Genomic DNA, 26,813 nt, shown 5'->3' with positions numbered 1-26,813 from the left:
CCGAGATCCTGCGGATGGAGGGGGTCCGGAAGACGTTTCCGGGTGTGGTCGCGCTGGACGGCGTCGACTTCGACCTCCGCCGCGGCGAAGTGCACGTACTCCTCGGCGAGAACGGCGCGGGCAAGAGCACGCTGATCAAGATGCTCTCCGGTGCGCACCGCCCCGACGGCGGCCGCGTGCTGGTCGACGGCAGCCCGGTCCGTATCAACGGGGCGCAGGACGCCGAGCGGTTGGGCATCGCCACCATCTACCAGGAGTTCAACCTCGTTCCCGACCTCAGCGTCGCCGAGAACATCTTCCTGGGCCGCCAGCCGCGCCGCTTCGGGCTGGTCGACCGTACGGCAATGGACGAGCGGGCCGCCGAACTCCTCGCCCGCGTCGGCGTGGACGTCTCCCCGCGGACCCGCGTCCGTGACCTCGGGATCGCCCGGCTGCAGATGGTCGAGATCGCCAAGGCGCTCTCCCTGAACGCCCGCGTGCTCATCATGGACGAGCCGACCGCCGTGCTCACCACGGAGGAGGTCGACAAGCTCTTCCGTATCGTCCGGGCGCTGCGAGCGGACGGCGTGGGCGTCGTCTTCATCACCCACCACCTGGAGGAGATCGCCGCTCTGGGCGACCGGGTGACCGTCCTGCGCGACGGCCGCAGCGTCACCCAGGTCCCGGCCACCACCGACAGGGACGAGCTGGTGCGGCTGATGGTCGGGCGGTCCATCGAGCAGCAGTACCCGAGGGAGCGCCCCACGGCCGAGAGCGCGGCCGAAGACGAGGGCGACGGGACGCCGTTGCTGAAGGTCCGGGGGCTCGGCCGTGGCGGCAGCTTCCAGGACATCGGCTTCGAGGTGCGCGCCGGGGAGGTGGTCGGCCTCGCCGGGCTCGTCGGGGCGGGCCGCACCGAGGTCGTACGGGCGCTCTTCGGCGCCGATCCGTACGACACCGGCACCGTCGAGGTCGCGGGCGTACCGCTGCCCCGCCATGACGTGGTCGCCGCGATGGACGCCGGGATCGGCCTCGTCCCCGAGGACCGCAAGGGCCAGGGGCTGGTCCTGGACGCCTCCGTACAGGAGAACCTGGGCCTGGTCACGCTGCGCGGAGCCACCCGCGCCGGGCTCGTCGACCGGGCCGGACAGCGCCGCGCGGCGGAGCGCGTAGCCGGGCAGCTGGCGGTCCGGATGGCCGGGCTCGACCAGCGGGTGCGCACCCTGTCCGGCGGAAACCAGCAGAAGATCGTCATCGGCAAGTGGCTGCTCGCCGACAGCAAGGTGCTCATCCTCGACGAGCCGACCCGCGGCATCGACGTGGGCGCCAAGGTCGAGATCTACCAGCTCATCAACGAACTCACCGCGTCCGGCCACGCCGTCCTGATGATCTCCAGCGACCTCCCCGAGGTGCTGGGCATGAGCGACCGCGTCCTGGTCATGGCCCAGGGCCGGATCGCCGGAGAGCTGACCGCGCGGGAAGCGACCCAGGACGCCGTCATGGCCCTGGCAGTGAAGGACGTCAAGGGCGTCGAAGGAAGCACAGACGGCGACGACGAAGGAGTCGGCGCCAACGAAAAGGAGGGCTCCCGTGGCCACTGACACGCTCGCGTCCACGAAGGACCCCGGGGGCCCGGCCGTGCTGCGCCGTGTGCTGCTCGACAACGGCGCGCTGAGCGCCTTGGTGCTGCTGGTGGCGGCCATGTCGCTGCTGTCCGGCGACTTCCTCACCACCGACAATCTCCTCAACGTCGGCGTCCAGGCGGCGGTCACCGCGATCCTCGCCTTCGGCGTCACCTTCGTCATCGTCTCCGCGGGCATCGATCTGTCGGTCGGCTCGGTGGCCGCGCTGTCCGCCACCGTGCTCGCCTGGTCGGCGAGTTCACAGGGGCTGCCGGTGTGGCTCGCGGCGCTGCTCGCCGTCGCCACCGGTGTCGCGTGCGGCCTGGTCAGCGGGGCGCTGGTGTCCTTCGGCAAGCTGCCGCCGTTCATCGCCACGCTCGCGATGCTGTCGGTCGGCCGGGGCCTCGCCCTCGTCATCTCGCAGGGCAGCCCCATCTCCGTCCCCGACTCGGTGTCCGGCCTCGGCGACACGCTCGGCGGCTGGCTGCCGGTCCCGGTGCTCGTGATGATCGCGATGGGTCTGATCACCTCCGGGGTGCTGGGCCGTACGTACGCGGGCCGCGCGATGTACGCGATCGGCGGCAACGAGGAGGCGGCCCGGCTCTCCGGCATCCGGGTGGGCCGTCAGAAGCTCGTCATCTACGCCCTGTCCGGCGGCTTCGCCGCGATCGCGGGCGTCGTGCTCGCCTCCCGGCTCTCCTCCGCGCAGCCGCAGGCGGCGGTCGGCTACGAACTGGACGCGATCGCCGCGGTCGTCATCGGCGGCGCGAGCCTGTCCGGCGGCGTCGGCAAGGCGTCCGGCACGCTCATCGGCGCGCTGATCCTGGCCGTGCTGCGCAACGGGCTCAACCTGCTGGAGGTCTCCGCCTTCTGGCAGCAGGTCGTCATCGGTGTCGTCATCGCGCTCGCGGTGCTGCTCGACACGGTGCGACGGCGTGCCGGGGCCCGGCCCGCGGCGCCGGGCGCGTCGGCCGGCGGGCCGTCCGGTGGCGGTCGTAAGGCAGCCATGAACGCGGGGAAGTTCGCGGTGGCCGCCGTGGTCGTCGCCGCCTTCGCCTTCGGTTCGTCGCTGTGGCACTCCGGTTCGGCCAGCGGGGCGAAGACCAAGGTGGGGCTGTCGGTCTCGACCCTCAACAACCCCTTCTTCGTCCAGCTCAAGGCGGGTGCCCAGGCCGAGGCCAAGCACGCCGGGATCAGCCTCACCGTCACCGACGCCCAGAACGACGCCTCCCAGCAGGCCAATCAAATACAGAACTTCACCAGCCAGAACATGAAGTCGATCATCATCAACCCGGTCGACTCCGACGCGGCGAGCCCGTCCGTGAAGACCGCCAACAAGGCCGGTATCCCGGTGCTCGCCGCCGACCGCACGGTCAACAAGGCGGACATCGCGTCCCTGGTGGCGTCCGACAACATCGAGGGCGGCAAGCTCGCCGCCAGGACGCTGGCCGAACGGCTCGGCGGCAAGGGCAAGATCCTGGTCCTCCAGGGCGTCGCCGGTACGTCGGCCTCGCGCGAGCGCGGCCAGGGCTTCGCGGAGGGGCTGAAGGAGTACCCGGGCATCGAGGTCGTCGGCAAGCAGCCCGCGGACTTCGACCGCACCAAGGCCCTGGACGTGACCACCAACCTGCTCCAGGCCCACTCCGGCGTCGACGGGGTCTTCGCCGAGAACGACGAGATGGCACTCGGCGCGATCAAGGCGCTGGGCTCCAAGGCGGGCAAGTCCGTCAAGGTCGTCGGCTTCGACGGCGAACCGGACGGCCTCAAGGCGGTGCGGAACGGCACGCTCACCGCGACCGTCGCCCAGCAGCCCGAGGAGCTGGGGCGGCTGGTCGTACGGAACGCGATCCGGGCCGCGAAGGGTCAGAAGATCGCCGGGACGGTCAAGGTCCCGGTGAAGGTCGTCGCGGCGAAGTGACGTCTCCGGCGACAGCTGACAAAAATCGGCTGACGCGTAACAGCTGACAGGTATCGGCTGACAGCTGACAATCTTGGCCGTCTGAAAGGACATACCGCATGCACGACTACGACCTGCTGGTCGTGGGGTCGGCCAACGCCGATCTGGTGGTCGGCGTCGACCGCCGCCCCGGGGCCGGGGAGACCGTCCTCGGCTCCGACCTGGCCGTCCACCCGGGTGGCAAGGGCGCCAACCAGGCCGTCGCCGCCGGCCGCCTGGGGGCCCGTACGGCCCTGCTGGCCCGGGTCGGCGACGACGGCCACGGCCGACTGCTGCTGGAATCGCAGCGCGAGGCCGGGGTCGACACCACCGGCGTCCTGGTCGGCGGCGCGCCCACCGGGGTCGCGCTGATCACGGTGGACCCCTCGGGCGACAACAGCATCGTGGTCTCCCCCGGCGCCAACTCCCGGCTCACCCCCGAGGACGTACGCGACGCCGGGAGCCTGCTGGCCGCCGCCCGCGTCGTCTCGCTCCAGCTGGAGATCCCGCTGGAGACGGTCGCCGAGGTCGTCCGCACGGCGGACGCGGGCTTCGGCGACCGGCCCGGGCCCCGCGTGGTGCTCAACCCGTCGCCGCCCGCGCCCCTGCCCGCCGATGTGCTCGCCGCGTGCGATCCCCTCGTCGTCAACGAGCACGAGGCGCGCTATCTGCTGAGCGACGACCCGGCCGGGGACGCCACGGACCCCGAGGCGTGGGCGGCGGCGCTGCTGGCGCGCGGCCCGCGCTCGGTGGTGGTCACCCTGGGTGGCGAGGGCGCGCTCGTCGCCGAGCGCGACCGTACGGTCCGGGTGCCCAGCCTGCCGGTCGACGCCGTGGACACCACGGGCGCCGGTGACGCCTTCACCGGTGCGCTCGCCTGGCGCCTGGGCGTCGGCGACGACCTGGAGACCGCCGTCCGGTACGCCGTACGCGTCGGCGCGGCCGCCGTGACCCGGGCCGGGGCGCAGGTGTCCTTCCCGACCGCCGACGAGGTGGCGGCCCTGTGAAGCGTGCGGGGATCCTCAACCGTCATCTGAGCGCCGGGCTGGCGCTGCTTGGCCACACCGACACGGTGATGGTGTGCGACGCGGGGCTGCCGATACCGTCCGCCGGCCCCGTCGTGGTCGACCTGGCCTTCACGGCGGGGGTGCCGTCCTTCGAGCAGGTGCTGGCCGGGCTGCTGGACGAGCTGGTGACCGAGGGGGCGATCGCGGCGCAGGAGGTGAGCGAGTACAACCCCTCGGCGATGGCCCTGCTGGACGCGTACTTCCCGTACCCGGCGCTGGATCTCGTGTCGCACGAGGAGCTGAAGTCCCGTACGGCCACGGCGAAGCTGGTCGTACGGACCGGTGAGACGCGGCCGTACGCGAACGTGCTGCTGCGCTGCGGCGTGCCGTTCTGAATTCATCCGGTGCGGCGCCGGCGAAATGCATTCCACGGCAACGTGAATTACCGCATTACGGCTCGCGGTTGACGAGGCTGGCGATTCGATCACCGAATACGGCGGCCTGTCAACCGCCCCCGGCGCCGCTGGCGCCCTTCCGCCATAAGTGAGTTCTTTGTCACGGCAGACCAACCGGTCAGTAAGAAATCCGGGGTAGCGCCGAAATGGCCGATCGCTACACTCCCTCCACATGTGTAAGGCCAGCCGGAACCGCAAACGACAGAAAACCCGTCTCATAGCGACAAGTCATCGCCTCATGGCGGTGGCCTCCGTGCCCGGCCCCGCGCCGGGCCGAAGACGGATCGTCCGGGCCCTCCGGCGGGCGGCCCCGGGCCTCAGCGGATGAGCCGCAAGCCCAGACGCCGGCACGCCGCGGCCCGTGATCCACGCGGACACTGGCTGTTCCTGATCATCGTCCTCCCTGTGATGTTCGCCATCCTGATGTTCCAGGGGTGGACCGACAACGAGATCGACGCCGCGAAGACGCGGCGCCCCTGCGCCACCCCCGCTCCCCGGGCCGTGGACAAGGGAGGGCCGGTCCTGCGCGTCAAGGACGGCAAGGTGTCGTCCGCCTCGGTGCCCGCGCGCACGGCGGCGCTCACGTTCGACGGCGGGCCCGACCCCGTGTGGACCCCGCGCCTGCTCGACCTGCTGCGCAAGCACCACGCGCATGCCACGTTCTTCCTCTACGGCGCCAAGGCGGCCGAGTACCCGGACCTCGTGCGGCGGATCAAGGCCGAGGGCCACGAGGTCGGGTCGAACACCTACACCGGCGCCGACCTGGGCACCGCGTCCCCCACCCGCACCCGGCTGGAACTGTCGCTCACACAGTCCGCCCTGGCGGGCTCCTCGGGCACCCGCACCCGGCTGCTCCGGATGCCCCAGACGACCGCGATGGACACCCTGTGCGGTGCCGAGTGGAAGGCGGCACAGCGCGTCGCCGCGGACGGATACACCCTGGTCACCGCCGACCGGTGGCACCGCAAGCCGTCGCAGGGCGTGGTCCGGCAGTTCAGCCAGACCGAGACGGCGTACCAGGAGACGAAGAAGCTGCTCGGCGACCGGCGCGTCCACCGGTTCACCACCGTGACCGCCGGGGTCGGGGCTTCCCCGGGCGACACTCCGGCGTCCACCTGGGAGCGCTGGCAGGGCCATGCCCTGCTCTGGGCCGGCACCATCGGGCGGGCGTTCACCGACGCCATGGCCTGGGTGCTCGCGATCGCCGGCGCGCTGGGCCTGCTCCGGCTGATCACCCTCGTCTTCTTCGCCCGCGCACACGTCCGGCGGCTGACCCGCTTCCGCCCCGGCTCGCCCTGGCTGCGGGAGGTCAACGACCCGGTGACGGTGATCGTCCCCGCGTACAACGAGGAGGCGGGCATCGAGGCCACCGTCCGTTCGCTGCTGGCCTCCACTCATCCGTATCTGCAGGTCATCGTGGTCGACGACGGGTCGACGGACCAGACGGCGGACCTCGCCACCTGGATCGACGACCCCCGGCTGTCGGTGATCCGGCAGGTCAACGCGGGCAAGGCGGCCGCCCTCAACATGGGGCTGGCGCACGCGGCCCACGAGATCATCGTCATGGTCGACGCCGACACCGTCTTCGAGCCCGACGCCATCCACCAGCTCATCCAGCCGCTCGCCCACCCGGCCATCGGCGCGGTGAGCGGGAACACGAAGGTCGGCAACCGGCGCAGCCTGCTGGGCCGGTGGCAGCACCTGGAGTACGTCTTCGGGTTCAACCTCGACCGCCGGATGTTCGAGGTGCTGGAGTGCATGCCGACCGTCCCCGGCGCCATCGGCGCCTTCCGGCGGGACGCGCTGCTGGGCGTCGGCGGGGTCAGCGAGGACACCCTCGCCGAGGACACCGACCTGACCATGGCCCTGTGGCGGGCCGGCTGGCGGGTGGTGTACGAGGAGACGGCCGTCGCCTGGACCGAGGTGCCCACCTCGCTGCGCCAGCTGTGGCGGCAGCGCTACCGCTGGTGCTTCGGCACGCTCCAGTCCATGTGGAAGCACCGGAAGGCCGCCGTCGAGCTGGGCCCGGCCGGGCGCTTCGGGCGCCGGGGGCTGTCGTACCTGGTCCTCTTCCAGGTCCTGCTGCCGTTGATCGCGCCGGTCGTCGATCTGTTCGCCCTGTACGGTGCGCTCTTCCTCAGCCCCGCGCAGTCGGCCGGGATCTGGTGCGCGTTCCTCGCCGTGCAGCTCGTGTGCGCCGGATACGCGCTGCGGCTGGACGGGGAGCGGATGCGGTCGCTGTGGTCGATGCCCTTCCAGCTCTTCGTCTACCGGCAGCTGATGTACCTGGTGGTCATCCAGTCCGTGGTCGCCGCCCTGCTCGGCACCCGGCTGACGTGGCACCGCATGCAGCGCTCCGGCACCGCCGCCCAGCAGCTCGATGCCCAGACGGACCACCGGGACCTCGCATCGAGGTGGCGACATGAAGAACGCTCGTCCATTTGATGTAGGACTGGTGAACATGCAGACTGGCGCGCCATGAACGAGTGGCCGGGCGGGTGGAGCGACATGAACCAGTACGGCGGCGGAACGGAGTCGCCGCATGTCATTACAGGCGTGACCTCCGTCCGCCCGGCGACCGCGGGGCGGCCCGCCATTCCGGCCCAGCGCGGGGGCGGTCCCACGCCCCCGCGGTCCGGGGCGGGCTCCGGCGCCGGGCCGGGCATCAGACGCAGACAGCCCAAGCCACCCGCCAGCCGGCGCCGCCGCATCGCGCGGGCGGTGGCCCTCCTGGTCTCCGTGCTGCTCCTGGCGTCCGCGGGCACCTACGTCTGGGCCGACAGCACCCTCAACCGCGAGGTCGACCTCGGCAAGACCGCCGCGGACCGCCCGCCGCACGGCGAGGGGACCAACTACCTCATCGTGGGCTCCGACAGCCGCACGGGACTGTCCGGCGCGGCCAAGAAGCAGCTGCACACGGGCTCCGCCGACGGCGGCCGCACCGACTCGATGATGGTGCTCCACACCGGTGCCCACGGCAGCACACTGATGAGCCTCCCCCGCGACTCCTGGGTGACCATCCCCTCCTTCGTCCGCCCCGAGACCGGCAAGCACTACCGCGCCGCCCGGAACAAGCTGAACGCGGCGTACTCCCTCGGCGGCCCCGATCTGCTCATCCGCACCATCGAGCACAACACGGGTTTGCGCATCAACCACTACGCGGAAATAGGTTTCGCGGGATTCGTGGGACTCGTGAACGCGGTCGGCGGCGTGGACATTTGCGTGAACAGAAATGTACGGGACGAGAAGTCGGGCCTGAATCTGAAGGAGGGCTGTCACACACTCGACGGAACCAAGGCACTCGCATTCGTCCGGCAACGCCACCAAGAGGCCGAGGGCGACCTCGGACGGTCCAAGAATCAACAGAAATTCCTCGCCGCGCTCGCCCACAAGGCCGCCACGCCGGGTGTCGCGCTCGACCCGTTCACGATGTTTCCGACCCTGCGCGCGGGGCTGGACACGCTCATCGTCGACAAGGGCATGGGGATGCCGGAACTCCTGTCACTGTTCGAGGCGATGAAGGGTGTGACGGCCGGTGACGGGCAGCGGGTAGGCGTCCCCGTCTCCAGCTTGGGCTTCCGTACCTCGAAGGGCAGCGCCGTACGGTGGGACACCGCCCGGGCCAAGAAGCTCTTCGGCGAACTGAGGCACGACCGCCCGGTCAGCGCCGACCCGCGCTAGCACGACACGTTCGAGGGGCCCGGTCCGTCGACCAGGCCCCTCGTTTCCCCCTCCTCAGGGCTTCCTCCGAATCCCCCCAGATCCCTCCCCGGGAAGCCCGATGCCAGGTACGACCGCCCTAGGCGCGGAAGGGTTGCACAGCTTTCGGAAGTTATCGATCCGTTACTTCGGGCCGGTCTTCCGGCCCGGTCCGCAGAACTCCGCCTCGATCACGTCGAAGTAGCGGGACGAGTCCGGGAGCCAGTCGCCGTTGGCGTTGAACGTCAGCTGATGCCTGCCGTCCTCCGTGCCCACCACCGCCGACAGCGAGCCATTGGTACGGCCGGTCTTGCCCACCACCGTCACACCGCAGGTCAGGGTGGCCGTCTCGACCCCGAGCCCGTACCCGATCCCGCCCTCCGACGGCACCTCGTTCAGCATCTCGTCCAGCTGGGCGCGGGGCAGCAGCCGGCCGCGCATCAGGGCGCGGTCGAAGCGGCCCAGGTCCTCGGCGGTGGAGATCAGCTCGCCCGCCGCGCCCAGCCAGCTCATGTTCTGCTCGGTGGCGTCGTGGACAGGGGCGCCGGGGGAGTCGTCGTGGAGCCAGGAGTACGCGACGGGGTGCGGCCTCGGCATCTTCGGCCAGGTGCCGGGGAACGACGTCCCGCGCAGCTTCAGCGGCTTGATGATCCGCCGCTTGGCCTCCGAGGCGTAGGAGTGGCCCGTCACCTTCTTGATGACCATTCCCGCGAGGACGTAATTGGTGTTCGAGTACCACGGCTCCCCGCCCGGTGCGGAGTGCGGCGGGTGCTTCATCGCGACGGCCACCAGGTCCTCGGGCGCGTAGGTGTCGTAGCGGTGCTCGGGGAAGCCGCTGCCGGAGGCGTTGACCTGGAAGTCCGGGTCCTCGGTGTAGTTGTAGAGGCCGCTGGTGTGGTTGAGCAGGCTCCGCAGGGTGATCGCGCTGCCGTCGTTCCCGTTGCCCCGCACCACTCCGGGCAGCCACTTCTCGACCGAGTCGTCCAGGCTCAGCCATCCCTCCGCCTCCAGCTGGAGGATGACGGTCGCGATGAACGGCTTGGTGATGCTCGCCGCCCGGAAGTGGTCGTCGGGCGACCGTTTCCGACCGGTGTCGGTGTCCGCGTGCCCCGCCGCCCCGAACCATCTCTTCCCGTCCTTCCACGCCATGGCCGCCACTCCGGGCATCCCGCCCTTCTCCACCCACGCCCGCAGCGCGTCCCGCGTCGCCTCGTGGCCGTCCTTCGGGGCGGCCGGGGCCGCGTGCGCGGGCGTGAGGGTGGTGGCGCCCACAGCCAGGCTCACCACCAGGGCGCATAAGCCCGTGCGTATCGCTCGCTGACTCATCCGTAGACCTCCGGGTCACCGGTGGGCCCATGTGGCCCCGGGTGGGAATGACGCGAGCGGTGTCCCCGGGGTTGATCCAAGAATTTCCGGGGGCGGCGACAACCTCGGGTGGGGCCGCACGTCTGGTGGGGTGAAGGCGAATTCCGGGACGGGTCTTCCGATTCCCGGTCCCGCCTGACTCATCAGCGTTTTCCCGATGTTCCTGGAGTCGTTGACCTATGCGGCACATCCGCGCCAAGAAGCTGAACCGCCCCGTACGCACCTGGGTTCTGGGGTCGGCCGCCGGTATCGCCCTGCTCGTGGGCGGTGGCATGGCCGCCCAGGCCGCCACCGGCGGCCACGCACGGCCCGCCGAGTCGAGCACGCCCACGCCGGGCCCGGCCGAGCCCAAGCCGGTGCCGTCCGCCCCGGAGGCGAACGAGCCCAAGCCGGTGCCGTCCGCCCCGGCATCCACCCGGCCCGAGCCGGTGCCGTCCGTACCGGCCGACCCCGCCGAGCCCAAGCCCGTGCCCTCCGTACCGGCCGACCCCGCCGAGCCCAAGCCCGTGCCCTCCGTACCGGCCTCGACCCAGCCCAAGCCGGTCCCGGCCGACAGCTAGCCGTCAGCCCGTCAGCAACGGATGGGGCAGGGCCGGATCCGGAGTCGGCCCTGCCGCAGCACCGACGAGGTGAACGAGGACGATGCAGCTCACTCTTGTCCTGCCCTGGTGGGCCCGGCTGCTTCGCCGTGCCCGGACGACCGCCCCGGCACCGGGGGCGCGCCTCCGGCTGCTGAGGCCGGTGGACACCCAGGACGACGAGGAACCACCGCCCACGCTGGCCGATCTCTATCGGGCCCGGCGGCTCGACATGATCCGGCTGGCCATCTTCCTGGTGGACGATCTGCACACCGCCGAGGACGTCGTCCAGGACGCGTTCGCCGCCGTCTGCCGCCGACACGGCGCACGGCTGGACGACCTCCAGGACGCACACGCCTATCTGCACACCGCGGTGGTCAACGCCGCCCGCTCGGTGCTGCGCCGACGGCGTACGGCCCGGGCGTACACCCCGCCGTACCAGGGGCCCACCGCGCCGGTGGATGAGCCGCTGCTGCTCGCCGAGGAACACCGGCAGGTGCTCGACGCGCTCGCACACCTCACCGCGCGCCAGCGTGAGGTGCTGGTGCTGCGCTACTGGTCCGATCTGTCCGAGGCGCAGATAGCCGAGAGCCTCGGCGTGTCCCGTGGCACGGTGAAGTCGACCGCGAGCCGTGCGCTCGGCACCCTGGAAAAGCTGCTGGAGGCGGGCCGATGAGCGCTCACCCACCGATCGAGGAACGGCTGCGCGCCGCGCTCGACGCCCGTGCGCGGCTCATCAGCGCCCACGACCTGTCCCCGGCCCGCCCCCCGACCGGCCGGGCGTGGGGGACCCGGCGGATACGCCGCGTCGTGTCGGCCGTAGCGGTGAGCGCGGCGGCAGCCGCGGCCGCCCTCGCCTTCCTGCTGCCGTCCGGCTCCGGCTCCGACTCCCCCGAACGCCCCCACCACCCGGCGCCGCCCGCCCGCGACCCGGCCCCCACCAGCGCCACACCGGAGCCCGTCCCGTCACCGGGCGAGCCCCGGTCGCGCCCTTCGCCCTCCCAGCCGCGCTGAGCCGGAGATCCCTACGGGCCGGTGGTCAACGCGCCTGGTAGCGGGCCGTGTTCTGGTCGGGTGGTGTGCGGGTGCCGTTGCGCTGGAAGCCGGACTTCTCCAGCACCCTGATGGAGGGCGGGTTCGACAGCTCCACGGTGGCGTGCACCGTGTGGACGCCCGGCGCGCCGAGCGCGAAGGCGGTGAGGGCGCGGGTGGCCTCGGGCGCGTAGCCGCGGCCCCGGCGGGAGGGCACGATGCCGTAGCCGATTTCGACGGCGCCTTCACCCGGTGGCCAGAACAGACCGATCGAGCCGACCACCAGACCGGTGGCCCGCTCGATGATCAACCGGTGGCCGTACGGACCCAGCCAGGCGGGGTGTTCGGCGAAGAGCCCGGCGATGACGTGGTCGCCCTCGGCGGGGAAGTCACCGGCCCAGTGCGGTGGCCGGACGCCGTCCAGGACGGCGGTGACCTCGGCGGCGGTCCATGACCGCAGCACGAGGCGGTCGGTGGTCAGGTCAGGGTGAGTCGGTGGGACGGAAGAAAACACGCGGTGCTCCTGGTCGATCGGAAGGCCCGGCCGTGCGGGGCCGGACGAGGGCATGCTGATGAGGGCTGCTGGCAGCCATATTCATCAAGCTCCCTCGTCACCGATGAGCACGCGTCTCTCGCGCCGCGCTTACCCTAGCCTGCTAGCTTCCGGAGACATGAACGACAGCGTGTACGTGGGCAACGCGGGCAAGGACGCGGCCCTGGACCGGGGGTGGATCCTCGGGCACTTCAAGGATGCCGACGACCCTCGCCACAGTGCGGACGTGGAGATCAAGTGGGGTGTCCACCCGCCCGGGGACGAGCGGGCGCGGTGGGTGCGGGGTGAGGAGCGGACGGCTCTGCTCGTGCTCATCAGCGGCCGCTTCCGCGTGGAGCTGCCCGGTCGCAGCGTTCTCCTGGAGCAGCAGGGGGATTACGTCGTGTGGGGGCACGGAGTCGACCACTCCTGGGTCGCGGAGGAGGAGTCGGTGGTGCTGACGGTGCGGTGGCCGTCGGTGCCCGGTTACGCGGTGCCGCGTGAGGACGAGGCGGCGGCGGACGGCGGGCGTCAGCTGCCGTAGAGCCAGCTGTCGAACGCCGCCTCGTCGACCACGTCGTACAGCCCGAACGCGGCGGGCGCCAGGACCAGGGCCACGATGCCGCAGCGGACCATGGCCGGGGCCATGATCGTGACGCCCTCCCACTGGCTGGTGATCGAGCGAAAGTCGCGCCACCGACGGATGTCGCCGCCGCAGCACGCCCAGAAGAACGCGCCGAACACGACGAACACCCCGCCGAAGACGAGCGCGACGCCGCCGACGACCGCGAGGAATTCCTCCCGGTCGCTGTGGTCGCCGACGCACCACATGGCGATCAGCAGGACGACGATCGATGCCAGTCCGTACAGCGCACCGCGCAGCAGGACGTCACGCACCCGCAGCCGTGGCTGGGTGATTCCGCGCTCCCCCGAGTTCATGGCCGCACCCTATCCGGCGCGGCTACAGCACCAGCGCCCGGTAGCGGTCGGCGACCTCGGCCAGGACCTCGGCGCCGTCGCGGGCCCAGAGGTCCGGGTTGAAGATCTCGACCTCGATGGGGCCGTCGTAGCCGGTCGCGTCGACCTGTTCGCGGAACCAGCGGAAGTCGACCGCGCCGTCCCCGAGCTGGCCCCGGCCCAGCAGCACGCCCTCCGGCAGCGGCGTGATCCAGTCGGCGAGCTGGAACGCGGCGATGCGGCCCTCGGTGCCCGCGCGGGCGATCTGGGCGGCCGCGGTGTCGTCCCACCACAGGTGGTAGGTGTCCACGACGACGCCGACCTGGTCGGCCGGGAAGCGGGTCGCCAGGTCGAGGGCCTGGGCGAGGGTGGAGACGACACAGCGGTCGGAGGCGTACATGGGGTGCAGGGGCTCGATGGCGAGGCGGACTCCCCGCTCGGCGGCGTACGGGCCCAGCTCCCCCAGCGCGTCGGCGATGCGCTCACGGGCGGCGAACAGGTCGCGGCTGCCGGACGGGAGGCCGCCGGAGACCAGGACCAGGGTGTCGGTGCCGAGGGTGGCGGCCTCGTCGATGGCGGTGCGGTTGTCGGCCAGGGCGGCGGCCCGCTCATCAGGGTCGATCGCGGTGAAGAAGCCGCCGCGGCACAGCGAGGTGACGGTCAGCCCCGCGTCCCGGATGAGCCGGGCGGTGGCCTCCACGCCGTACTTCTGGACCGGCTCGCGCCACAGGCCCACGCCCGAGACGCCCGCCTTGACGCAGCCCTCCGCCAGCTCCGGCAGCGACCACTGCTTGATGGTCTCCTGGTTGAGGCTGAGACGCGGTACGGAACTCACTGGGCGACTCCATGAACGTTCAGCAGGTGCTTCATACGGGACTCGGCCAGCGCCGGGTCCGGGAACAGGCCCAGCCCGTCGGCCAGTTCGTACGCCCGCGCCAGGTGCGGCAGCGAACGGGCCGACTGCAGGCCGCCCACCATCGTGAAGTGCGACTGGTGGCCCGCCAGCCAGGCCAGGAAGACGACGCCCGTCTTGTAGTAGCGGGTCGGGGTCTGGAAGAGGTGGCGGGAGAGTTCCACGGTGGGGTCGAGCAGGGCGCGGAAGCCCGCGGTGTCGCCCGTGTCCAGGCGGCGTACGGCCTCGGCGGCGAGCGGGCCCAGCGGGTCGAAGATGCCGAGCAGCGCGTGGCTGAATCCGTGGTCGTCGCCCGCGATCAGCTCGGGGTAGTTGAAGTCGTCGCCCGTGTAGCAGCGGACGCCGTCCGGGAGGCGGCGCCGCAGGTCGACCTCGCGCTGGGCGTCGAGCAGGGAGACCTTGATGCCGTCGACCTTGTCGGGGTGGGCGGCGATCACGTCGAGGAAGGTACGGGTGGCGGCGTCCAGGTCGGAGCTGCCCCAGTAGCCCTCCAGGGCCGGGTCGAACATCGGGCCCAGCCAGTGCAGGACGACCGGCTCGCGCGCCTGGCGCAGCAGGTGGCCGTAGACGTCGAGGTAGTCGTCCGGACCCTTGGCGGCGGCGCACAGGGCGCGGGAGGCCATGAGGATCGCCTGGGCGCCGGACTCCTCGACGACGGCGAGCTGCTCCTCGTACGCGGTCCGCACCTCGGCCGCCGTGCGGTCGCCGGGGGCCAGCTGGTCGGTGCCGACGCCGCACGCGATGCGCCCGCCGACCGCCTTCGCCTCGGCCGCCGAGCGCCGGATCAGTTCGGCGGCGCCCGCCCAGTCGAGGCCCATGCCGCGCTGCGCGGTGTCCATGGCCTCCGCCACGCCGAGCCCGTGCGACCACAGGTGGCGGCGGAAGGCGAGGGTGGCGTCCCAGTCGACGGCCGCGGGACTGTCGGGGCTGACGTCGGCGTACGGGTCGGCGACCACATGGGCGGCCGAGAACACGACGCGGGAGGTCAGAGGGGACCCCGTCGTCAGGGACAGCGGCTCGGTGCGGGGCTCATAGGGGCGGGGCGCGCCGCCCGGCCCGGGCAGGTGGAGGGTCACCGGCTCAGCTCCGGGACGTCGAACCGGCGGCCCTCCGCGGAGGACGCGAGGCCCAGCTCGGCGAGCTGGACGCCGCGGGCTCCGGCCAGCAGGTCCCAGCGCCAGGGCTCGTCCAGGGCGACATGGCGCAGGAACAGCTCCCACTGGGCCTTGAAGCCGTTGTCGAACTCGTCATTGTCCGGGATCTCCTGCCACTGGTCGCGGAAGGACTCGGTGGCCGGGAGGTCCGGGTTCCACACCGGCTTGGGGGTGGCCGAGCGGTGCTGGACGCGGCAGTTGCGCAGCCCCGCGACGGCCGAGCCCTCGGTGCCGTCGACCTGGAACTCGACCAGCTCGTCGCGGTTGACGCGGACCGCCCAGGAGGAGTTGATCTGGGCGATGGCGCCGCCTTCGAGCTGGAAGATGCCGTAGGCCGCGTCATCGGCGGTGGCGTCGTACGGCTTGCCCTGCTCGTCCCAGCGGGTCGGGATGTGGGTGGTGGTCTGGGCCTGGACGGTGCGGACGGGGCCGAACAGCTCGTGCAGGACGTACTCCCAGTGCGGGAACATGTCGACGACGATGCCGCCGCCGTCCTCCGCGCGGTAGTTCCAGGAGGGGCGCTGGGCGCTCTGCCAGTCGCCCTCGAAGACCCAGTAGCCGAATTCGCCGCGGATGGAGAGGATCGTGCCGAAGAAACCGCCGTCGATGAGCCGCTTCAGCTTCAGCAGCCCCGGCAGGAAGATCTTGTCCTGGACGACGCCGTGCTTGATGCCCGCGGCCTGGGCGAGCCGGGCCAGTTCGAGGGCGCCGTCGAGGCCGGTGGCGGTGGGCTTCTCGGTGTAGATGTGCTTGCCCGCCGCGATGGCCTTCTTGAGGGCGTCCTCGCGGGCGGCGGTGACCTGGGCGTCGAAGTAGATGTCGACGGTGTCGTCGGCGAGCACGGCGTCCAGGTCGGTGGAGACGTCGGCGACCGGGTCGAGGCCGTGGCGCTCGGCCATCGCCTTCAGGGCGTGCTCGCGGCGGCCGACGAGCAGGGGTTCGGGCCACAGCACGCTGCCGTCGCCGAGGTCGATGCCGCCTTGTTCGCGGATGGCGAGGAGCGACCGGACGAGGTGTTGGCGGTATCCCATCCGGCCGGTCACACCGTTCATGGCGATCCGCACGGTCTTGCGTGTCACGTGGCTTCGTCTCCTCACCAGAGTCTGCAGAGAGTCGTAGTAAGCGTCGTCGTCGGCATCGTAGTAATCGCTTCACAGTAAGCGCTTACTAGTGGCTACGCTAACCGCCCCCGTCACCCCTGTACAGAGCACACACAGGGGTGACACAGGGGCAGTCAGCGCTTCACCGCAGAGTCAAGCGATAGTCGAGAGGCGAACGCCCGGTGATCAGCACGCGCAGCCCGGACACCGGCAGATCGCCGCCCATCCAGGTGTAGCGCTCCCCCGGGTCCACGACGGCGGGCTGGCGCGGGCCGCTGCCGTTGCCCGGGCCGAAGGTGATCACATCATCGCCGGACGTGTACGTTCCGTACCCCTTGACCAGCTGGTACGTGTCCTTCTGGCCGGGCACGGGCTCGACCCCGGTGAGCTTTCCGCCGGCGCGGAAGCACAGTTCGAGGGCGAGCGGGACGTCGGACTCGCCGACCTCGACGTCCAGGTTCCAGCCGCCGTCCGCCTCGGCCGCGCGGACCTCGGTGTGCAGGGTGCGCCACTCCTTGGGGCGGTGCGGGAAGTCCATCGCGGACCAGAAGCGGCCGTCGTTCGTCAGCGGATAGCGGCCGTCCGGACGGCGGTGCTGCGGCGGCAGCGGCAGGTGGTATCCGGCGCGTACGTCCGCCCACAGCCGCCAGCCGTCCGCCGTGCGTTCGACGTCCTCGGCGCGGAAGTGGCCGAGCGAGAAGAACTGCGGGGACAGCCGCAGCGAGTCCAGGATCGCGGCGCCCTTGCGCCACTTGAAGAAGGTCGGGTTGGTGGACAGGCCCGAGGAGATCGCGTGGACGTCGGGGAAGTCCGTACCGCCGAAGAGCGACGTACGGGTGGCGCCCCGGCCGATCCGCACCAGCCCGCTGTCCTTGTCGCGCCACGTGAACTCGGAGGGCGCCGCGGTGGCCTTCGGCAGCGGCGCGGCCAGCTCCGGTTCGTCCAGCACCTCGGCGAGGAAGTCCCCGAGCGGGGTCTCGTCGAAGGTCTGGTCCGCCCCGCGCCGCTGGACGGTCTCGGCCATGGCGGCGAAGCGCCCGTCCTTCTCCCGCAGCGCCAGCGCCCGGTACTGGAGCCAGTACTCGGACAGATGCTTGACCGTCTTCTGGTCCTGGCGGCGCGAATGCACCGTCTCCACGTCGCCGTTGGGCTCCACGAGGTGGAGCGTGGCCTCCAGGTTGCGGCGCACCGTGTCGTACAGCTTCGGGCGGTCGGTGAGCCGGGCGAGGGTCAGCAGCGCGGGGTTGGTGACGATGGGCGCGTACGTGGCGCTGCGCTCGCTGTACTGGCCCGACGCGTACTGGTCGATGCCCTCGGCCAGCCAGGCGTCGATGCGGCGGGTGTAGCGGGCGTCGGGCCAGAAGGAGTGGACGCGGGCCAGTGCGGCGCACACCTTCCAGCGGTGGTTGGGGGTGTGCAGCCCGCCGGTGGCAAGCCCCGAACCGGCCTTGCGGAGGATCGTCTTCAGGGTGGCGCGGATCTTCGCGGTGGACGCGTGGTCGTCGTCGTCCAGCAGCCCGTAGAGCAGGCCCAGGTCCACGATCGAGAACGCGGTGTCCGGCGGGGAGTGCACCGCGCCCTGGTCGAAGAGACCGTCGTCGAACTGGGCGGCGGCCAGGGCGTCGGCGAGCCGGGTCATGGGCGCGATGAGCGCCGCGTCGTGGTGGTGCTCGGCGTCGGACCACACATGGACGGAGGTGAGCAGGCGCAGGCTGCGGGCGGCGGGGCGGGCCTGGCCGAGGTTGTTCAGCTGGGCGAGCGTGGCGTCGAGCCCGTCCACGACCTCGGCCACCCGCTTGTCGGCGGCCTTGGTGAGCAGGTCCAGGAACGGCTTGTCGGTACGGCCGGTGGCGGACGCCCCCGGGGCACCCGCGGCGAGCAGTCCGCTCGCGGCGGCGGTTCCGGCGAGGAAGTGACGGCGAAGCAGGCTCATACGTGGTGCTCCGTGGCTCTGGCGGCGATCGCGAGCGGGCCGGGGACGAGGAAGAGGAGGGGTGGGTAGGCCCAGGCGCAGACGGCGGCGGTGGCCACGGCCAGCAGCAGGACGAGGCTCGCGCGGGGGGCGCGCACGCTGGCGTACGCGGCCGAGCGTAGCGCGCCGCGCCAGCTCGTCGCCGACTCGGGGCGGGCGCAGGCGCGCAGCAGGACGACGGTGAGCAGCCCGCCGACGACGAGCAGGGCGGGCCGGAAGACGGCCGCGCCGGGCAGGCCCGCCCCGGCTGCGAGCGCGTTGAACAGCAGCAGCGCGCCGCCGAGCAGCATCCCGGCCCCGGCCAGCAGGTCGCCGGTGCGCAGCCGGGCCCGCAGGGCGCGGAGGTAGCCGCCCGCGGTGGCGGGGGCGTCCTCCCGTACCCGCCGGTCGAGGACGGCGCAGGCAGTCGACATGGCGGCGGGGGCGGTGATCAGCGGGAGCGAGGCGGCGGCGGTGGCCAGCCCCACCGCCAGGACGTCGGCGAAGAGGGCGAAGCGCGGGCCGGTCAGCTCGCCCGGTTCACGGGTGGTCGCGGAGGACGGCATGGCGGCTCACCCCTTGATTCCGGAGTTGGCCATGCCCTCGACCAGGAACCGCTGGAAGGCGAGGAAGAAGAGCACGATGGGCAGCAGGGCGAAGACCGACATCGCGAACATCGGGCCGAACGCCGACTGGCTGGAGGCGTCCACGAAGGAGCGCAGGGCCAGGGTCAGGGTGAACTTCTCCGGCTCGAAGAGGTAGATGAGCTGGGTGAAGAAGTCGTTCCAGGTCCAGATGAAGGTGAAGATCGCGGTGGTGATCAGCGCGGGCCTGGTCAGCGGCAGGATGACGCTGAAGAAGGAGCGGAAGGGCCCGCAGCCGTCGATCCGGGCCGCCTCCTCCAGCTCGCGCGGCAGTCCGCGCATGAACTGGACGATGAGGAAGACGAAGAAGGCGTCGGTGGCCAGGAACTTCGGCAGGATCATCGGCCAGTAGGTGTTCACCATGCCCAGCTGGTTGAAGATGATGTACTGCGGGATGAGGATCGCGTGGTGCGGCAGCATGATCGTCGCGATCATGAAGGCGAACAGCGGCCCGCGCATCCGGAACCGCAGCCGGGCGAAGGCGTACGCGGCGAGCGAGCAGCTGATGACGTTGCCGAGGACGGCGCCGCACGCGATGAGCAGCGAGTTCCACAGCAGCTGCCCGACACTGACCTCGTTCACGCCCTCCATGGCGGTGGTGTAGTTGCTCCACTCCAGATGGCTGGGGAGCAGCTTGAGGCTGGCGATGACCTCGTCGGCCGGTTTGAACGAGGTGGCCAGCAGCCAGGCCAGCGGATACAGCATCACCAGCAGGATGGCGACCAGACAGACGTGCAGCACGATCCGGCCGGTGGAACGCCCCTGGGCCACAGGCGCGTTGGTGGTGATCGGGGCGGTGGTCATCGGGCCCCCTCGTTGTTGTCGTTGGCGTAGAAGACCCAGGCCCGGGAGGTCCGGAAGAGGATCGCGGTGACGACGCCGATGGCCAGCAGCAGCGCCCACGCCATGGCGGAGGCGTAGCCCATGTGGGAGGCGGTGAAGCCGCGGTCGTAGAGGTAGAGGGTGTAGACGAGGGTGGAGTCGGCGGGGCCGCCCTTGCCCGCGCTGACCGCGAAGGCCGGGGTGAAGACCTGGAACGCCTGGATCATCTGGAGCACCAGGTTGAAGAAGAGCACCGGGGAGAGCATCGGGATGGTGATCGAGCGGAACTGCCGCCACCAGGAGGCCCCGTCGACCGCCGCCGCCTCGTACAGCTCGGCGGGGATCTGCTGGAGCCCGGCCAGGAAGATCACCATGGGGGCGCCGAACTGCCAGATGGTCAGCAGCGCGACCGACAGGATCGCCCAGCCCGGCTTGTTGATCCAGCCGCCGATGTCGATGCCGACGCCGGAGAGGAGGTTGTCGACGGTGCCGCCGTCGTTGAAGATCGCCCGCCAGACGAGCGCGATGGACATCGACGCGCCGAGCAGCGAGGGGGCGTAGAACGCGGAGCGGTAGAAGCCCTTGCCGCGTTTGACGGACTTCAGCGCGATCGCGACGGCGAGGGCCAGCACCAGCTGCAGCGGCACCGCGATCACGACGTACGTCAGCGTCGTGGTGACCGAACGCCAGTAGCGGGGGTCCTCCGTGAACATCTGCGTGTAGTTGCGGAGGCCCACCCACTGCGGGGCGTCGAACATGTCGTAGTCGGTGAACGACAGGTACAGCGAGACGGCCATCGGCAGCAGCGTCAGCACGGTCGCGCCGATCACCCATGGCGACAGGAACACCCAGGCGGCGCCCTGCCTCTCGCGCTTCGGTGCCCGCTTGGCGCCCGCGGCGGGGGGCGCGGCGTCCTGGGGGCGGGTCGCGGTCGCGGTCATTGCCTCAGCTCCGCCTTCGCCTCGGTGATGTAGTTCTCCGCCGCCTCACGCGGCGACAGGCGCTCGTACGACACCTGGTCGTAGTCGCGCGTGAAGGTGGACTGCAGCGAGGCGTCGCCCTTGGGCGGCGCGGCGGGGGGATCCTTGAGCTTGCCCTCGAACTGCTTCTGGTACGCGGAGACGACCTGGTCGAAGCCCTCCAGCTTGGGCAGCACCTTGTCCCGGATGGTGTCGTTGGCCGGGATGCCGCGGGTGGCACCGAGGATGGCCCCGGCCTTCGAGTCGTTGAGCAGGAAGTCGATGAACTGGGCGGCTTCCTTGGGGTGCTGGGTCTTGGCGGACGCCCCGAAGAACATCGACGGCTTGTAGTACAGGGCGGGCTTGCCGTCGTCACCGGCGGGCAGCGGGGCCAGCTTCAGCCCCTTCCCGACGATCGGGTCGTAACCGCTGGAGGGGGCGTCCCAGTTGAAGTCGGACACGGACTTCAGGCGGCCGAGCGGGGTGTTCTCCACCGAGCCGTCCATCTGCGTCGTCTGCTCGGCGGAGGACACCAGGCCCTCCTTGCGGAGCTTGCTGCAGAACTCCCAGTAGCGGGTCAGGTCGTCGGCCGTGAAGCCAAGACCACCACCCTCGGTGTAGAGGGCCTTGCCCTGGCCGCGCAGCCAGATCTCGAAGACGTCCTCGCTCTGGCCCGGGTCGGTGGAGCCCACCCGGCCGCCGATGTCCTTCTTCGACGCCTTCAGCTTGCGCATCGCGTCGGTCCAGTCGGCCCAGGTCCAGTCGATCGTCGGCTCGGGGACGCCCGCCTTGCGCCACAGCGCCGCGTCGTACGGCATGGCCTCGGCGCCGCGGGCGACCGGCAGCGCGTACTGCTTGTCCTCCACGACGCCGGTGGCCAGCAGCCCCTTGTCGATGTCGGCGGTGCGCAGCTCGCGGTGCTTGCCGAGGTCGAGCAGGATGCCGGAGGTGGCGTACTGGTTGATCTGCCGGTAGTCCAGCTGCATCACATCGGGTGCGTCGCCGCCCGCGGCCTGGGTGGCGAGCTTCGCCTTGTACGTGTCGAAGCCCGCGAACGACGTGCTGATGTCGACGTTCGGATGGCGCTTCTCGAACAGCTTGACGGCCTCCTCGGTGCGGGCCGCCCGGTCGGGGTTGCCCCACCAGGTGAACCGCAGGGTGACCTTGCCGCCCGAGCCACCGCCCTCACCGCCGCCGCAGCCCGTGAGGGTTCCGCCGAGTGTGAGGACGAGAGCCAGGGCGCAGGACACCTTTGTCCTTTTCTTGCGCATGGCCGGACCGACCTCCCTCCTGTGATGTGCCGATGTGCCTGTTCGTGCCTGTTCCTGTGGGGGGATGCCGGTGCTTATTCGCCGTAGTACGGGAGCGTCGCGCCGGGCAGTTCGTACTCGTCCCGGCGGCCGCACATGCCGTACCCGCCGCGGCGGCTGGGCCCGGTCGCGGTGACGCGCGCCTCGGCGAGGTGGGCCGGGTCGCCCGCGGCGAGCGCGGTCAGCTGCTCTCCGGTGCGCTGGGCGGCGGCGAGCGCGCCGTCCCGCCAGCGCGGCTCCCAGTCCTTGACCTTGGGCGCGACGATCCGCACCGCCGCCTCGTGGAAGGCGCGCAGCGGAGCGTCGTCGCCCTTCTCGGCGGCGGCGCGCAGCGCGAGATAGCCCTCGACCGCCAGGTCCCGGCGGCGCCGCGCGGCCGCGTCCGCCTCCGGGCCCTCCTTGGCGGGCAGCGCGGCGGCCGCCGCGTAACGCTCGGGGTCGGCCAGCACCTCGGGCGGGAACGTGAACACCGCGTCCCCGGCCTCGGGCAGCCCGCTGTTCTGCATCAGCACGGTCACCTTGAGGCCGCCGCCCTGCACCATGCGGTGCACGGTGCCGGGGGTGAACCACACCACCGCGCCCGGCTCCAGCGGCGTCTCGGTGAAGCCGTCGGCGACGGTCAGGGTCTGGACGGCGCCGCGCCCGGCGGTCACCACGTACGCCTCGGTGCAGGCGAGGTGGAGGTGGGGGCTGCCGCCGCAGACGCCGTCGGCCGCCTCCCAGTCGTACGCGCTGATGTGGGACATCCCCACGCCACCCGGCAGCGGGGCGGGCATCGCGGTCATGTCGCTCACCACCCGTGGTTCTTGAGGTAGCTCTCGGCGCGCGTCCGGTCCCACGCGCCGTCGGCGACCACCACGCGGTAGCGGTAGCCGAAGGACTCCCCCGGCGGGAGCTCGAACTCCTCGAAGAACGCCCAGGAGGGGGCGACCGAGGGGATCGGCTCGGAGCGCACGAACCAGTGCGAGGCGTGGATCGCGTCAGCGTCATCCAGGTTTTCGGGGGCGTGCGCGAACAGCAGCGTCGAGTGCGCGTCGATGGCGTCGTGCTCGGCGGTGAACGCGACCCAGGGGGCGTCGGCGGCCGGGGTGCCCATCAGGTCCGAGGCGCCCGCCTCGCCCTCTCCGCCGCGCCCGTCCGGGCCGAAGGCGTCGCCGCCGGTGAAGTCGCGGGGGCCGCGCCAGTTGAGCCCGGTGTACCCGGCCATCTCGCGGCCCGCGGTGGTCGGGGAGCCGAAGTGCAGCGCCTCGCCGCGGATGTTGGTGAGGCGGATGGACCAGTCCAGGGCCCAGGTGCCCTCGTCCGGCTCGACCGAGTGCAACTCGATGGTGCGCGCCTCGCGCGCCCACTCCTGGCCGCCGTTCTCGACCCAGGTGAGCCGCTCGGTGAAGCGCAGCCGGTCGTCGGTGACCGTGAACTCCTCGAAACCGTCGTGCCGCATGGAGCCGACGCGCTCCTCGACCCGCTGGTAGCCCTGGTCGGGGCCGAGGTAGGAGTTGCCGCCCCAGAAGTTCTGGCCGGACAGATGGCTGGAGGTCATCTGCAGGCCCTTGTGCCAGCGGTGGTCGTTCGGCCGGTAACCGGAGACCGGGCTTCCGGCGAGGGTGCGCAGCGGGTGGGCGTACGGCTTACGGGCCTCGAAGGCGTCCGGGTCGGGCGCGTAGACGTAGGCCATCAGCTCGACGCCGCCGGAGGCTACCGAGATCCGCTCGCCGTGGGTGTGGGTGACGGTGATCTGCTGGGTCATGACGGCCTCAGCTCTCCTTCTTCGCGGCGTTCAGGGCCTTCGGAGCCCACTCGGGGTGGCTTCCGTGCATGGCGTCGTAGTACGGGTCGCCGGGCGCGATCTCTCCCGCGTGCACGGGCTGCCCGGTGAAGGCCGCCTTGTAGAGCGCGGCGATGAATTCGAGGGTGCGGCGCGCGTCCGGGCCGCTGCCCGGGGGCCGTACGCCGTCCCGCATCGCGTCCAGCAGCCCGGCCAGCTGGGCGGCGTGCGAGCTGGGCAGATCGGCGGCCGGGGTGCGCCAGCGCTCCTGCCGGGCGGGCTCGTCGCGGACGTGCGGGGCGGGGGTGTACACCCAGTCGTCGTTGCGGTGCCCGTAGAGGTGGGTCAGCTCGACGGTGGCGTCCGCGCAGTCGACGCGGATGCGGCTGACCTCGTCGGGCGAGAGCACGCTGTTGACGACGGTGGCCATGGCGCCGTTCTCGAAGCGGACCAGGGCGGTGGACACGTCCTCGCTCTCCACGTCGTGCACCAGCCGCCCGGCCATGGCGCGGATCTCGGTCCAGTCGCCGAGGAGGTGCAGCAGCAGGTCCATCTGGTGGATGCCGTGGCCCATGGAGGGGCCGCCGCCCTCGCTGTCCCAACGGCCGCGCCAGGGCACGGCGTAGTACGCGGTGTCCCGGTGCCAGGTGGTCTGGCAGTGCGCCACCAGCGGGCGGCCCAGCGCCCCGGTGGCCAGCAGGTCCTGGGCGTGGACGGCGCCCGAGCCGTAGCGGTGCTGGAAGACCACGGACGCGTACGGCCCGCCCGCCTCCTGTTCCGCGGCCGCTATCTCGTCGTACTCGGCGAGCGTGAGGCACAGCGGCTTCTCGCACAGCACCCACGCACCCGCTTTGAGCGCGGCCACCGTCTGCTCGCGGTGGAGGGACGGCGGGGTGCCGATGAGCACCAGGTCGGGACGCTCGGCCTGCAGCATCGCGGCCACATCGGTATAACCGGCCACGGTGAATCCGGCGCTGTCGGCGGCCGTCGCGCGGAAGGCGTCGAGCCGTTCCGCGTCCACATCGACCGCGGCGACCAGCTCGACGCGGTCGGCGTGATCGCGCAGGGCGGGCAGATGACTGCCCGAGACGATGGCTCCGGTGCCGATGACCGCGGCACGGATGCGGGCGGGTGCTGCTGCGGCGGCGGACTGCGGTGTCGCCATGGAGTGAGGCTCCTCGCCAACGGGACGGAAAGCGCTTGCTGGGGGTCGACCCTAGGCACGGTCCGGATGTCAGGACAAGACCCCGGCGAGCAGATTCCCGCGCCCGTTCCCGGTTCGATATGCGATGGCCGCGACGGCGCTGACCAGTGAGACGATGGACCCGGCCCCACCAGGGGTGCCAGGCATCGGGAGCCCGGCATGATCGGCAAGACACCCCCTTGCGCACGCGGTGTCCCACCAGTGACCCAGGTGACCATCCAACGGAGGAAACATGGCAGTGACCCTGGCCGATGTGGCCGCACGGGCTCGGGTCTCGGCGGCGACCGTGTCGCGCGTCCTGAGCGGCAACTACCCGGTTGCCGAATCGACCCGGGCCCGGGTACTGCGCGCCGTCGAGGACCTGGAGTACGTGGTCAACGGCCCGGCAAGCGCTCTCGCCGCCGCCACGTCGGATCTGGTCGGGGTACTGGTCAACGACATCGCGGACCCCTTCTTCGGCATCATCGCGGGCGCCGTGCAGTCCGAGATGGGCGCTCCGGGCCCGACCGGTGTCAACGGCTCCAGTGGCGAACCGGGGCGCGGCGCCGAGAAGCTGGCCGTCATCTGCAATACGGGCGGCTCGCCCGAGCGCGAGCTGAACTACCTCACCCTGCTCCAGCGGCAGCGCGCCGCCGCCGTCGTCCTCACCGGCGGCGCGGTCGAGCACCCCGACCACGCCGCAGCGGTCGCCGCCAAGGCGTCCCGGCTCGCCGCCTCCGGCACCCGGGTGGTGCTGTGCGGGCGGCCCCCGATCGGGGACGCGATCACCCTCACCTTCGACAACCGCGGCGGCGCCCGCCGCCTGACGGAGCATCTGCTGACCCTCGGCCACCGCCGCATCGGCTACGTCGCGGGCCCCGCCGACCGCACCACCACCCGCCACCGGCTGGAGGGCCACCGCGAGGCCCTGGTCGCGGCCGACCTGGCGGGGGACGCGGAGCAGCTGACCGTCCACGGCCTCTACGACCGCGCCTCCGGCTACGACGCCACCCTCGAACTCCTGCGCCGCGACGCCGGTCTGACCGCCATCGTGGCCGCCAACGACACCATCGCCCTCGGCGTCTGCGCGGCCCTGCGCGACCAGGGCCTGCGCATCCCCGAGGACGTCTCGGTGGCGGGCTTCGACGACCTCCCCTTCAGCGCCGACGCCGTCCCCGCCCTGACCACGGTGCGGCTGCCGCTGCACGACGCCGGGGTACGCGCCGGACGCCTCGCCCTCGGCCGCGAGGCGCAGCCGCCGGGCGGGGTGGCCATGGTGCGCGCCGAACTGATGGCCCGCGCCTCGACGGCCCCGCCGAAGCGCTGACGGCTTCGCCTGCGGGGCGGGGTCGTTTACGCGGAGCCCTCCAGGGCGGCACGCCATACGGGGCTGTCGACGTAGTGGTTGTCGAAACGGTCCGCGGACTCCGCGATCTCCTTCGGGTCGGCCTCCCCGCGCATGACCCGGCCGAGCAGCCGCAGGTAGTCGAACCGGCCCATCCCCGGGGTGAACACGAACAGCACATCCGCCTCCGCGCCGGGCGCCGCCGCGAAGGCGTGCGGGGTGTGCGGCGGCACCGCCAGGAAGTCGCCCTCGTCGAGGGCGGTGACCTCCTCGCCCACCAGCACGCGCAGGGATCCGCCGATCACGAAGAACAGCTCCGTCGCCCTGGTGTGCAAGTGGGCCGGTGCCCCCACGGCTCCCTTGGCGAAGCTGGACCGATAGCTCGTGAAGCCGCCGGGGGTGCCGTCCGACTCGCCCAGCAGGGTCATCACACTGCTCGGATCGGCACAGGTCTCGGCGTCCGCGCGGCGGGTCAGTACCGCCTCGTTGTCTGCAGTCATGGGGT

26 protein-coding genes are annotated in these 26,813 nt (G+C 71.6%); 11 read left to right on the top strand and 15 right to left on the bottom strand.

The genetic code is table 11. From position 1 onward, the window contains the following. Positions 1-14 precede the first annotated feature (14 nt). The 6 genes from ACZ6CL_RS27530 to ACZ6CL_RS27505 all read left to right on the top strand — a co-directional run bounded on the left by ACZ6CL_RS27530 (position 15) and on the right by ACZ6CL_RS27505 (position 8,680). Positions 15-1,580 carry a sugar ABC transporter ATP-binding protein gene (locus ACZ6CL_RS27530; protein ID WP_468940109.1) on the top strand — a complete coding sequence of 522 codons (1,566 nt, stop codon included), beginning with the start codon at positions 15-17 and terminating at the stop codon, positions 1,578-1,580. Next, on the top strand, positions 1,570-3,519 hold the full coding sequence (locus ACZ6CL_RS27525) for an ABC transporter permease/substrate-binding protein (RefSeq protein WP_468940018.1): 1,950 nt from the start codon (positions 1,570-1,572) through the stop codon (positions 3,517-3,519). The genes ACZ6CL_RS27530 and ACZ6CL_RS27525 overlap by 11 nt, the downstream gene beginning before the upstream one ends. Positions 3,520-3,617: 98 nt before the next feature. Then, the gene (gene rbsK / locus ACZ6CL_RS27520; protein WP_468940015.1) at positions 3,618-4,544 is read left to right on the top strand and encodes a ribokinase; all 927 of its coding nucleotides are present in this window, start codon (positions 3,618-3,620) and stop codon (positions 4,542-4,544) included. Further along, the gene (gene rbsD / locus ACZ6CL_RS27515) at positions 4,541-4,939 is read left to right on the top strand and encodes a D-ribose pyranase (protein ID WP_468940013.1); all 399 of its coding nucleotides are present in this window, start codon (positions 4,541-4,543) and stop codon (positions 4,937-4,939) included. The genes rbsK and rbsD overlap by 4 nt, the downstream gene beginning before the upstream one ends. Before the next feature lie 384 nt (positions 4,940-5,323). Continuing rightward, complete coding sequence (locus tag ACZ6CL_RS27510) at positions 5,324-7,444, top strand: bifunctional polysaccharide deacetylase/glycosyltransferase family 2 protein (protein WP_468940010.1); 2,121 nt, start codon at positions 5,324-5,326, stop codon at positions 7,442-7,444. A gap of 33 nt (positions 7,445-7,477) precedes the next feature. Continuing rightward, the gene (locus ACZ6CL_RS27505) at positions 7,478-8,680 is read left to right on the top strand and encodes an LCP family protein (protein ID WP_468940007.1); all 1,203 of its coding nucleotides are present in this window, start codon (positions 7,478-7,480) and stop codon (positions 8,678-8,680) included. Between the two features lie 162 nt (positions 8,681-8,842). On the opposite strand, the gene ACZ6CL_RS27500 is transcribed toward ACZ6CL_RS27505, so the two are convergent. Then, the gene (locus ACZ6CL_RS27500; protein WP_468940005.1) at positions 8,843-10,024 is read right to left on the bottom strand and encodes a serine hydrolase domain-containing protein; all 1,182 of its coding nucleotides are present in this window, start codon (positions 10,022-10,024) and stop codon (positions 8,843-8,845) included. A 218-nt stretch (positions 10,025-10,242) separates the two neighbouring features. Between ACZ6CL_RS27500 and ACZ6CL_RS27495 the strand changes: the two genes are divergently transcribed. The 3 genes from ACZ6CL_RS27495 (at position 10,243) to ACZ6CL_RS27485 (ending at position 11,655) form a co-directional block, all read left to right on the top strand. After that, entirely contained in the window at positions 10,243-10,623 is a 381-nt protein-coding gene (locus tag ACZ6CL_RS27495) for a hypothetical protein (RefSeq protein ID WP_468940002.1), read from the top strand. 82 nt (positions 10,624-10,705) lie between these two features. After that, on the top strand, positions 10,706-11,317 hold the full coding sequence (locus tag ACZ6CL_RS27490; protein ID WP_468940000.1) for a SigE family RNA polymerase sigma factor: 612 nt from the start codon (positions 10,706-10,708) through the stop codon (positions 11,315-11,317). Beyond that, a complete protein-coding gene (locus ACZ6CL_RS27485; protein ID WP_468939998.1) occupies positions 11,314-11,655 on the top strand; it encodes a hypothetical protein in 342 nt (113 codons plus the stop codon). Before ACZ6CL_RS27490 ends, ACZ6CL_RS27485 begins: the two co-directional genes overlap by 4 nt. Positions 11,656-11,680: 25 nt before the next feature. Here ACZ6CL_RS27485 and ACZ6CL_RS27480 read toward each other — a convergent pair whose 3' ends face one another. Beyond that, positions 11,681-12,187 (bottom strand): GNAT family N-acetyltransferase, encoded by a 507-nt coding sequence (locus ACZ6CL_RS27480; protein ID WP_468939996.1) that lies wholly within the window; start codon positions 12,185-12,187, stop codon positions 11,681-11,683. 157 nt (positions 12,188-12,344) lie between these two features. On the opposite strand from ACZ6CL_RS27480, the gene ACZ6CL_RS27475 reads away from it, so the two are divergent. Continuing rightward, positions 12,345-12,749 carry a cupin domain-containing protein gene (locus tag ACZ6CL_RS27475; protein WP_468939994.1) on the top strand — a complete coding sequence of 135 codons (405 nt, stop codon included), beginning with the start codon at positions 12,345-12,347 and terminating at the stop codon, positions 12,747-12,749. Here the strand turns inward: ACZ6CL_RS27475 and ACZ6CL_RS27470 are convergent. From ACZ6CL_RS27470 to ACZ6CL_RS27415, 12 genes are all read right to left on the bottom strand, one after another. After that, positions 12,737-13,144: a DUF6336 family protein gene (locus ACZ6CL_RS27470; protein ID WP_468939991.1), complete on the bottom strand. Its 408-nt coding sequence runs from the start codon at positions 13,142-13,144 to the stop codon at positions 12,737-12,739. The genes ACZ6CL_RS27475 and ACZ6CL_RS27470 overlap by 13 nt on opposite strands. Before the next feature lie 22 nt (positions 13,145-13,166). Further along, positions 13,167-13,997 carry a sugar phosphate isomerase/epimerase family protein gene (locus ACZ6CL_RS27465; protein WP_468939989.1) on the bottom strand — a complete coding sequence of 277 codons (831 nt, stop codon included), beginning with the start codon at positions 13,995-13,997 and terminating at the stop codon, positions 13,167-13,169. Beyond that, positions 13,994-15,151 carry a dihydrodipicolinate synthase family protein gene (locus tag ACZ6CL_RS27460; RefSeq protein WP_468939987.1) on the bottom strand — a complete coding sequence of 386 codons (1,158 nt, stop codon included), beginning with the start codon at positions 15,149-15,151 and terminating at the stop codon, positions 13,994-13,996. Before ACZ6CL_RS27460 ends, ACZ6CL_RS27465 begins: the two co-directional genes overlap by 4 nt. After that, entirely contained in the window at positions 15,148-16,308 is a 1,161-nt protein-coding gene (locus ACZ6CL_RS27455; RefSeq protein ID WP_468939985.1) for a Gfo/Idh/MocA family protein, read from the bottom strand. Before ACZ6CL_RS27455 ends, ACZ6CL_RS27460 begins: the two co-directional genes overlap by 4 nt. Positions 16,309-16,471: 163 nt before the next feature. Then, complete coding sequence (locus ACZ6CL_RS27450) at positions 16,472-18,262, bottom strand: hypothetical protein (protein ID WP_468939983.1); 1,791 nt, start codon at positions 18,260-18,262, stop codon at positions 16,472-16,474. After that, entirely contained in the window at positions 18,259-18,846 is a 588-nt protein-coding gene (locus tag ACZ6CL_RS27445) for a hypothetical protein (protein ID WP_468939981.1), read from the bottom strand. The genes ACZ6CL_RS27450 and ACZ6CL_RS27445 overlap by 4 nt, the downstream gene beginning before the upstream one ends. A 6-nt stretch (positions 18,847-18,852) precedes the next feature. After that, positions 18,853-19,728 (bottom strand): carbohydrate ABC transporter permease, encoded by an 876-nt coding sequence (locus ACZ6CL_RS27440; RefSeq protein ID WP_468939979.1) that lies wholly within the window; start codon positions 19,726-19,728, stop codon positions 18,853-18,855. Further along, positions 19,725-20,687, bottom strand: a complete 963-nt coding sequence (locus ACZ6CL_RS27435; RefSeq protein ID WP_468939976.1) for a carbohydrate ABC transporter permease — start codon at positions 20,685-20,687, stop codon at positions 19,725-19,727. Before ACZ6CL_RS27435 ends, ACZ6CL_RS27440 begins: the two co-directional genes overlap by 4 nt. Beyond that, positions 20,684-21,976, bottom strand: a complete 1,293-nt coding sequence (locus ACZ6CL_RS27430) for an ABC transporter substrate-binding protein (RefSeq protein ID WP_468939973.1) — start codon at positions 21,974-21,976, stop codon at positions 20,684-20,686. Before ACZ6CL_RS27430 ends, ACZ6CL_RS27435 begins: the two co-directional genes overlap by 4 nt. Before the next feature lie 74 nt (positions 21,977-22,050). Further along, on the bottom strand, positions 22,051-22,800 hold the full coding sequence (locus ACZ6CL_RS27425; RefSeq protein ID WP_468939971.1) for a cupin: 750 nt from the start codon (positions 22,798-22,800) through the stop codon (positions 22,051-22,053). Positions 22,801-22,805: 5 nt separating this feature from the next. After that, a complete protein-coding gene (locus ACZ6CL_RS27420; RefSeq protein ID WP_468939968.1) occupies positions 22,806-23,762 on the bottom strand; it encodes a DUF6807 domain-containing protein in 957 nt (318 codons plus the stop codon). 7 nt (positions 23,763-23,769) lie between these two features. After that, a complete protein-coding gene (locus tag ACZ6CL_RS27415; protein WP_468939966.1) occupies positions 23,770-24,945 on the bottom strand; it encodes a Gfo/Idh/MocA family protein in 1,176 nt (391 codons plus the stop codon). Positions 24,946-25,216: 271 nt separating this feature from the next. Between ACZ6CL_RS27415 and ACZ6CL_RS27410 the strand changes: the two genes are divergently transcribed. Further along, positions 25,217-26,290 carry a LacI family DNA-binding transcriptional regulator gene (locus ACZ6CL_RS27410; protein WP_468939963.1) on the top strand — a complete coding sequence of 358 codons (1,074 nt, stop codon included), beginning with the start codon at positions 25,217-25,219 and terminating at the stop codon, positions 26,288-26,290. 26 nt (positions 26,291-26,316) lie between these two features. Here the strand turns inward: ACZ6CL_RS27410 and ACZ6CL_RS27405 are convergent, their stop codons facing one another. Next, positions 26,317-26,808, bottom strand: a complete 492-nt coding sequence (locus ACZ6CL_RS27405; RefSeq protein WP_468939961.1) for a cupin domain-containing protein — start codon at positions 26,806-26,808, stop codon at positions 26,317-26,319. Between the last annotated feature and the right edge of the window lie 5 nt (positions 26,809-26,813).

The sequence above is a fragment of the Streptomyces sp. NPDC041200 genome, assembly GCF_055591805.1.
This window is presented reverse-complemented; position numbering and strand designations above follow the sequence as displayed.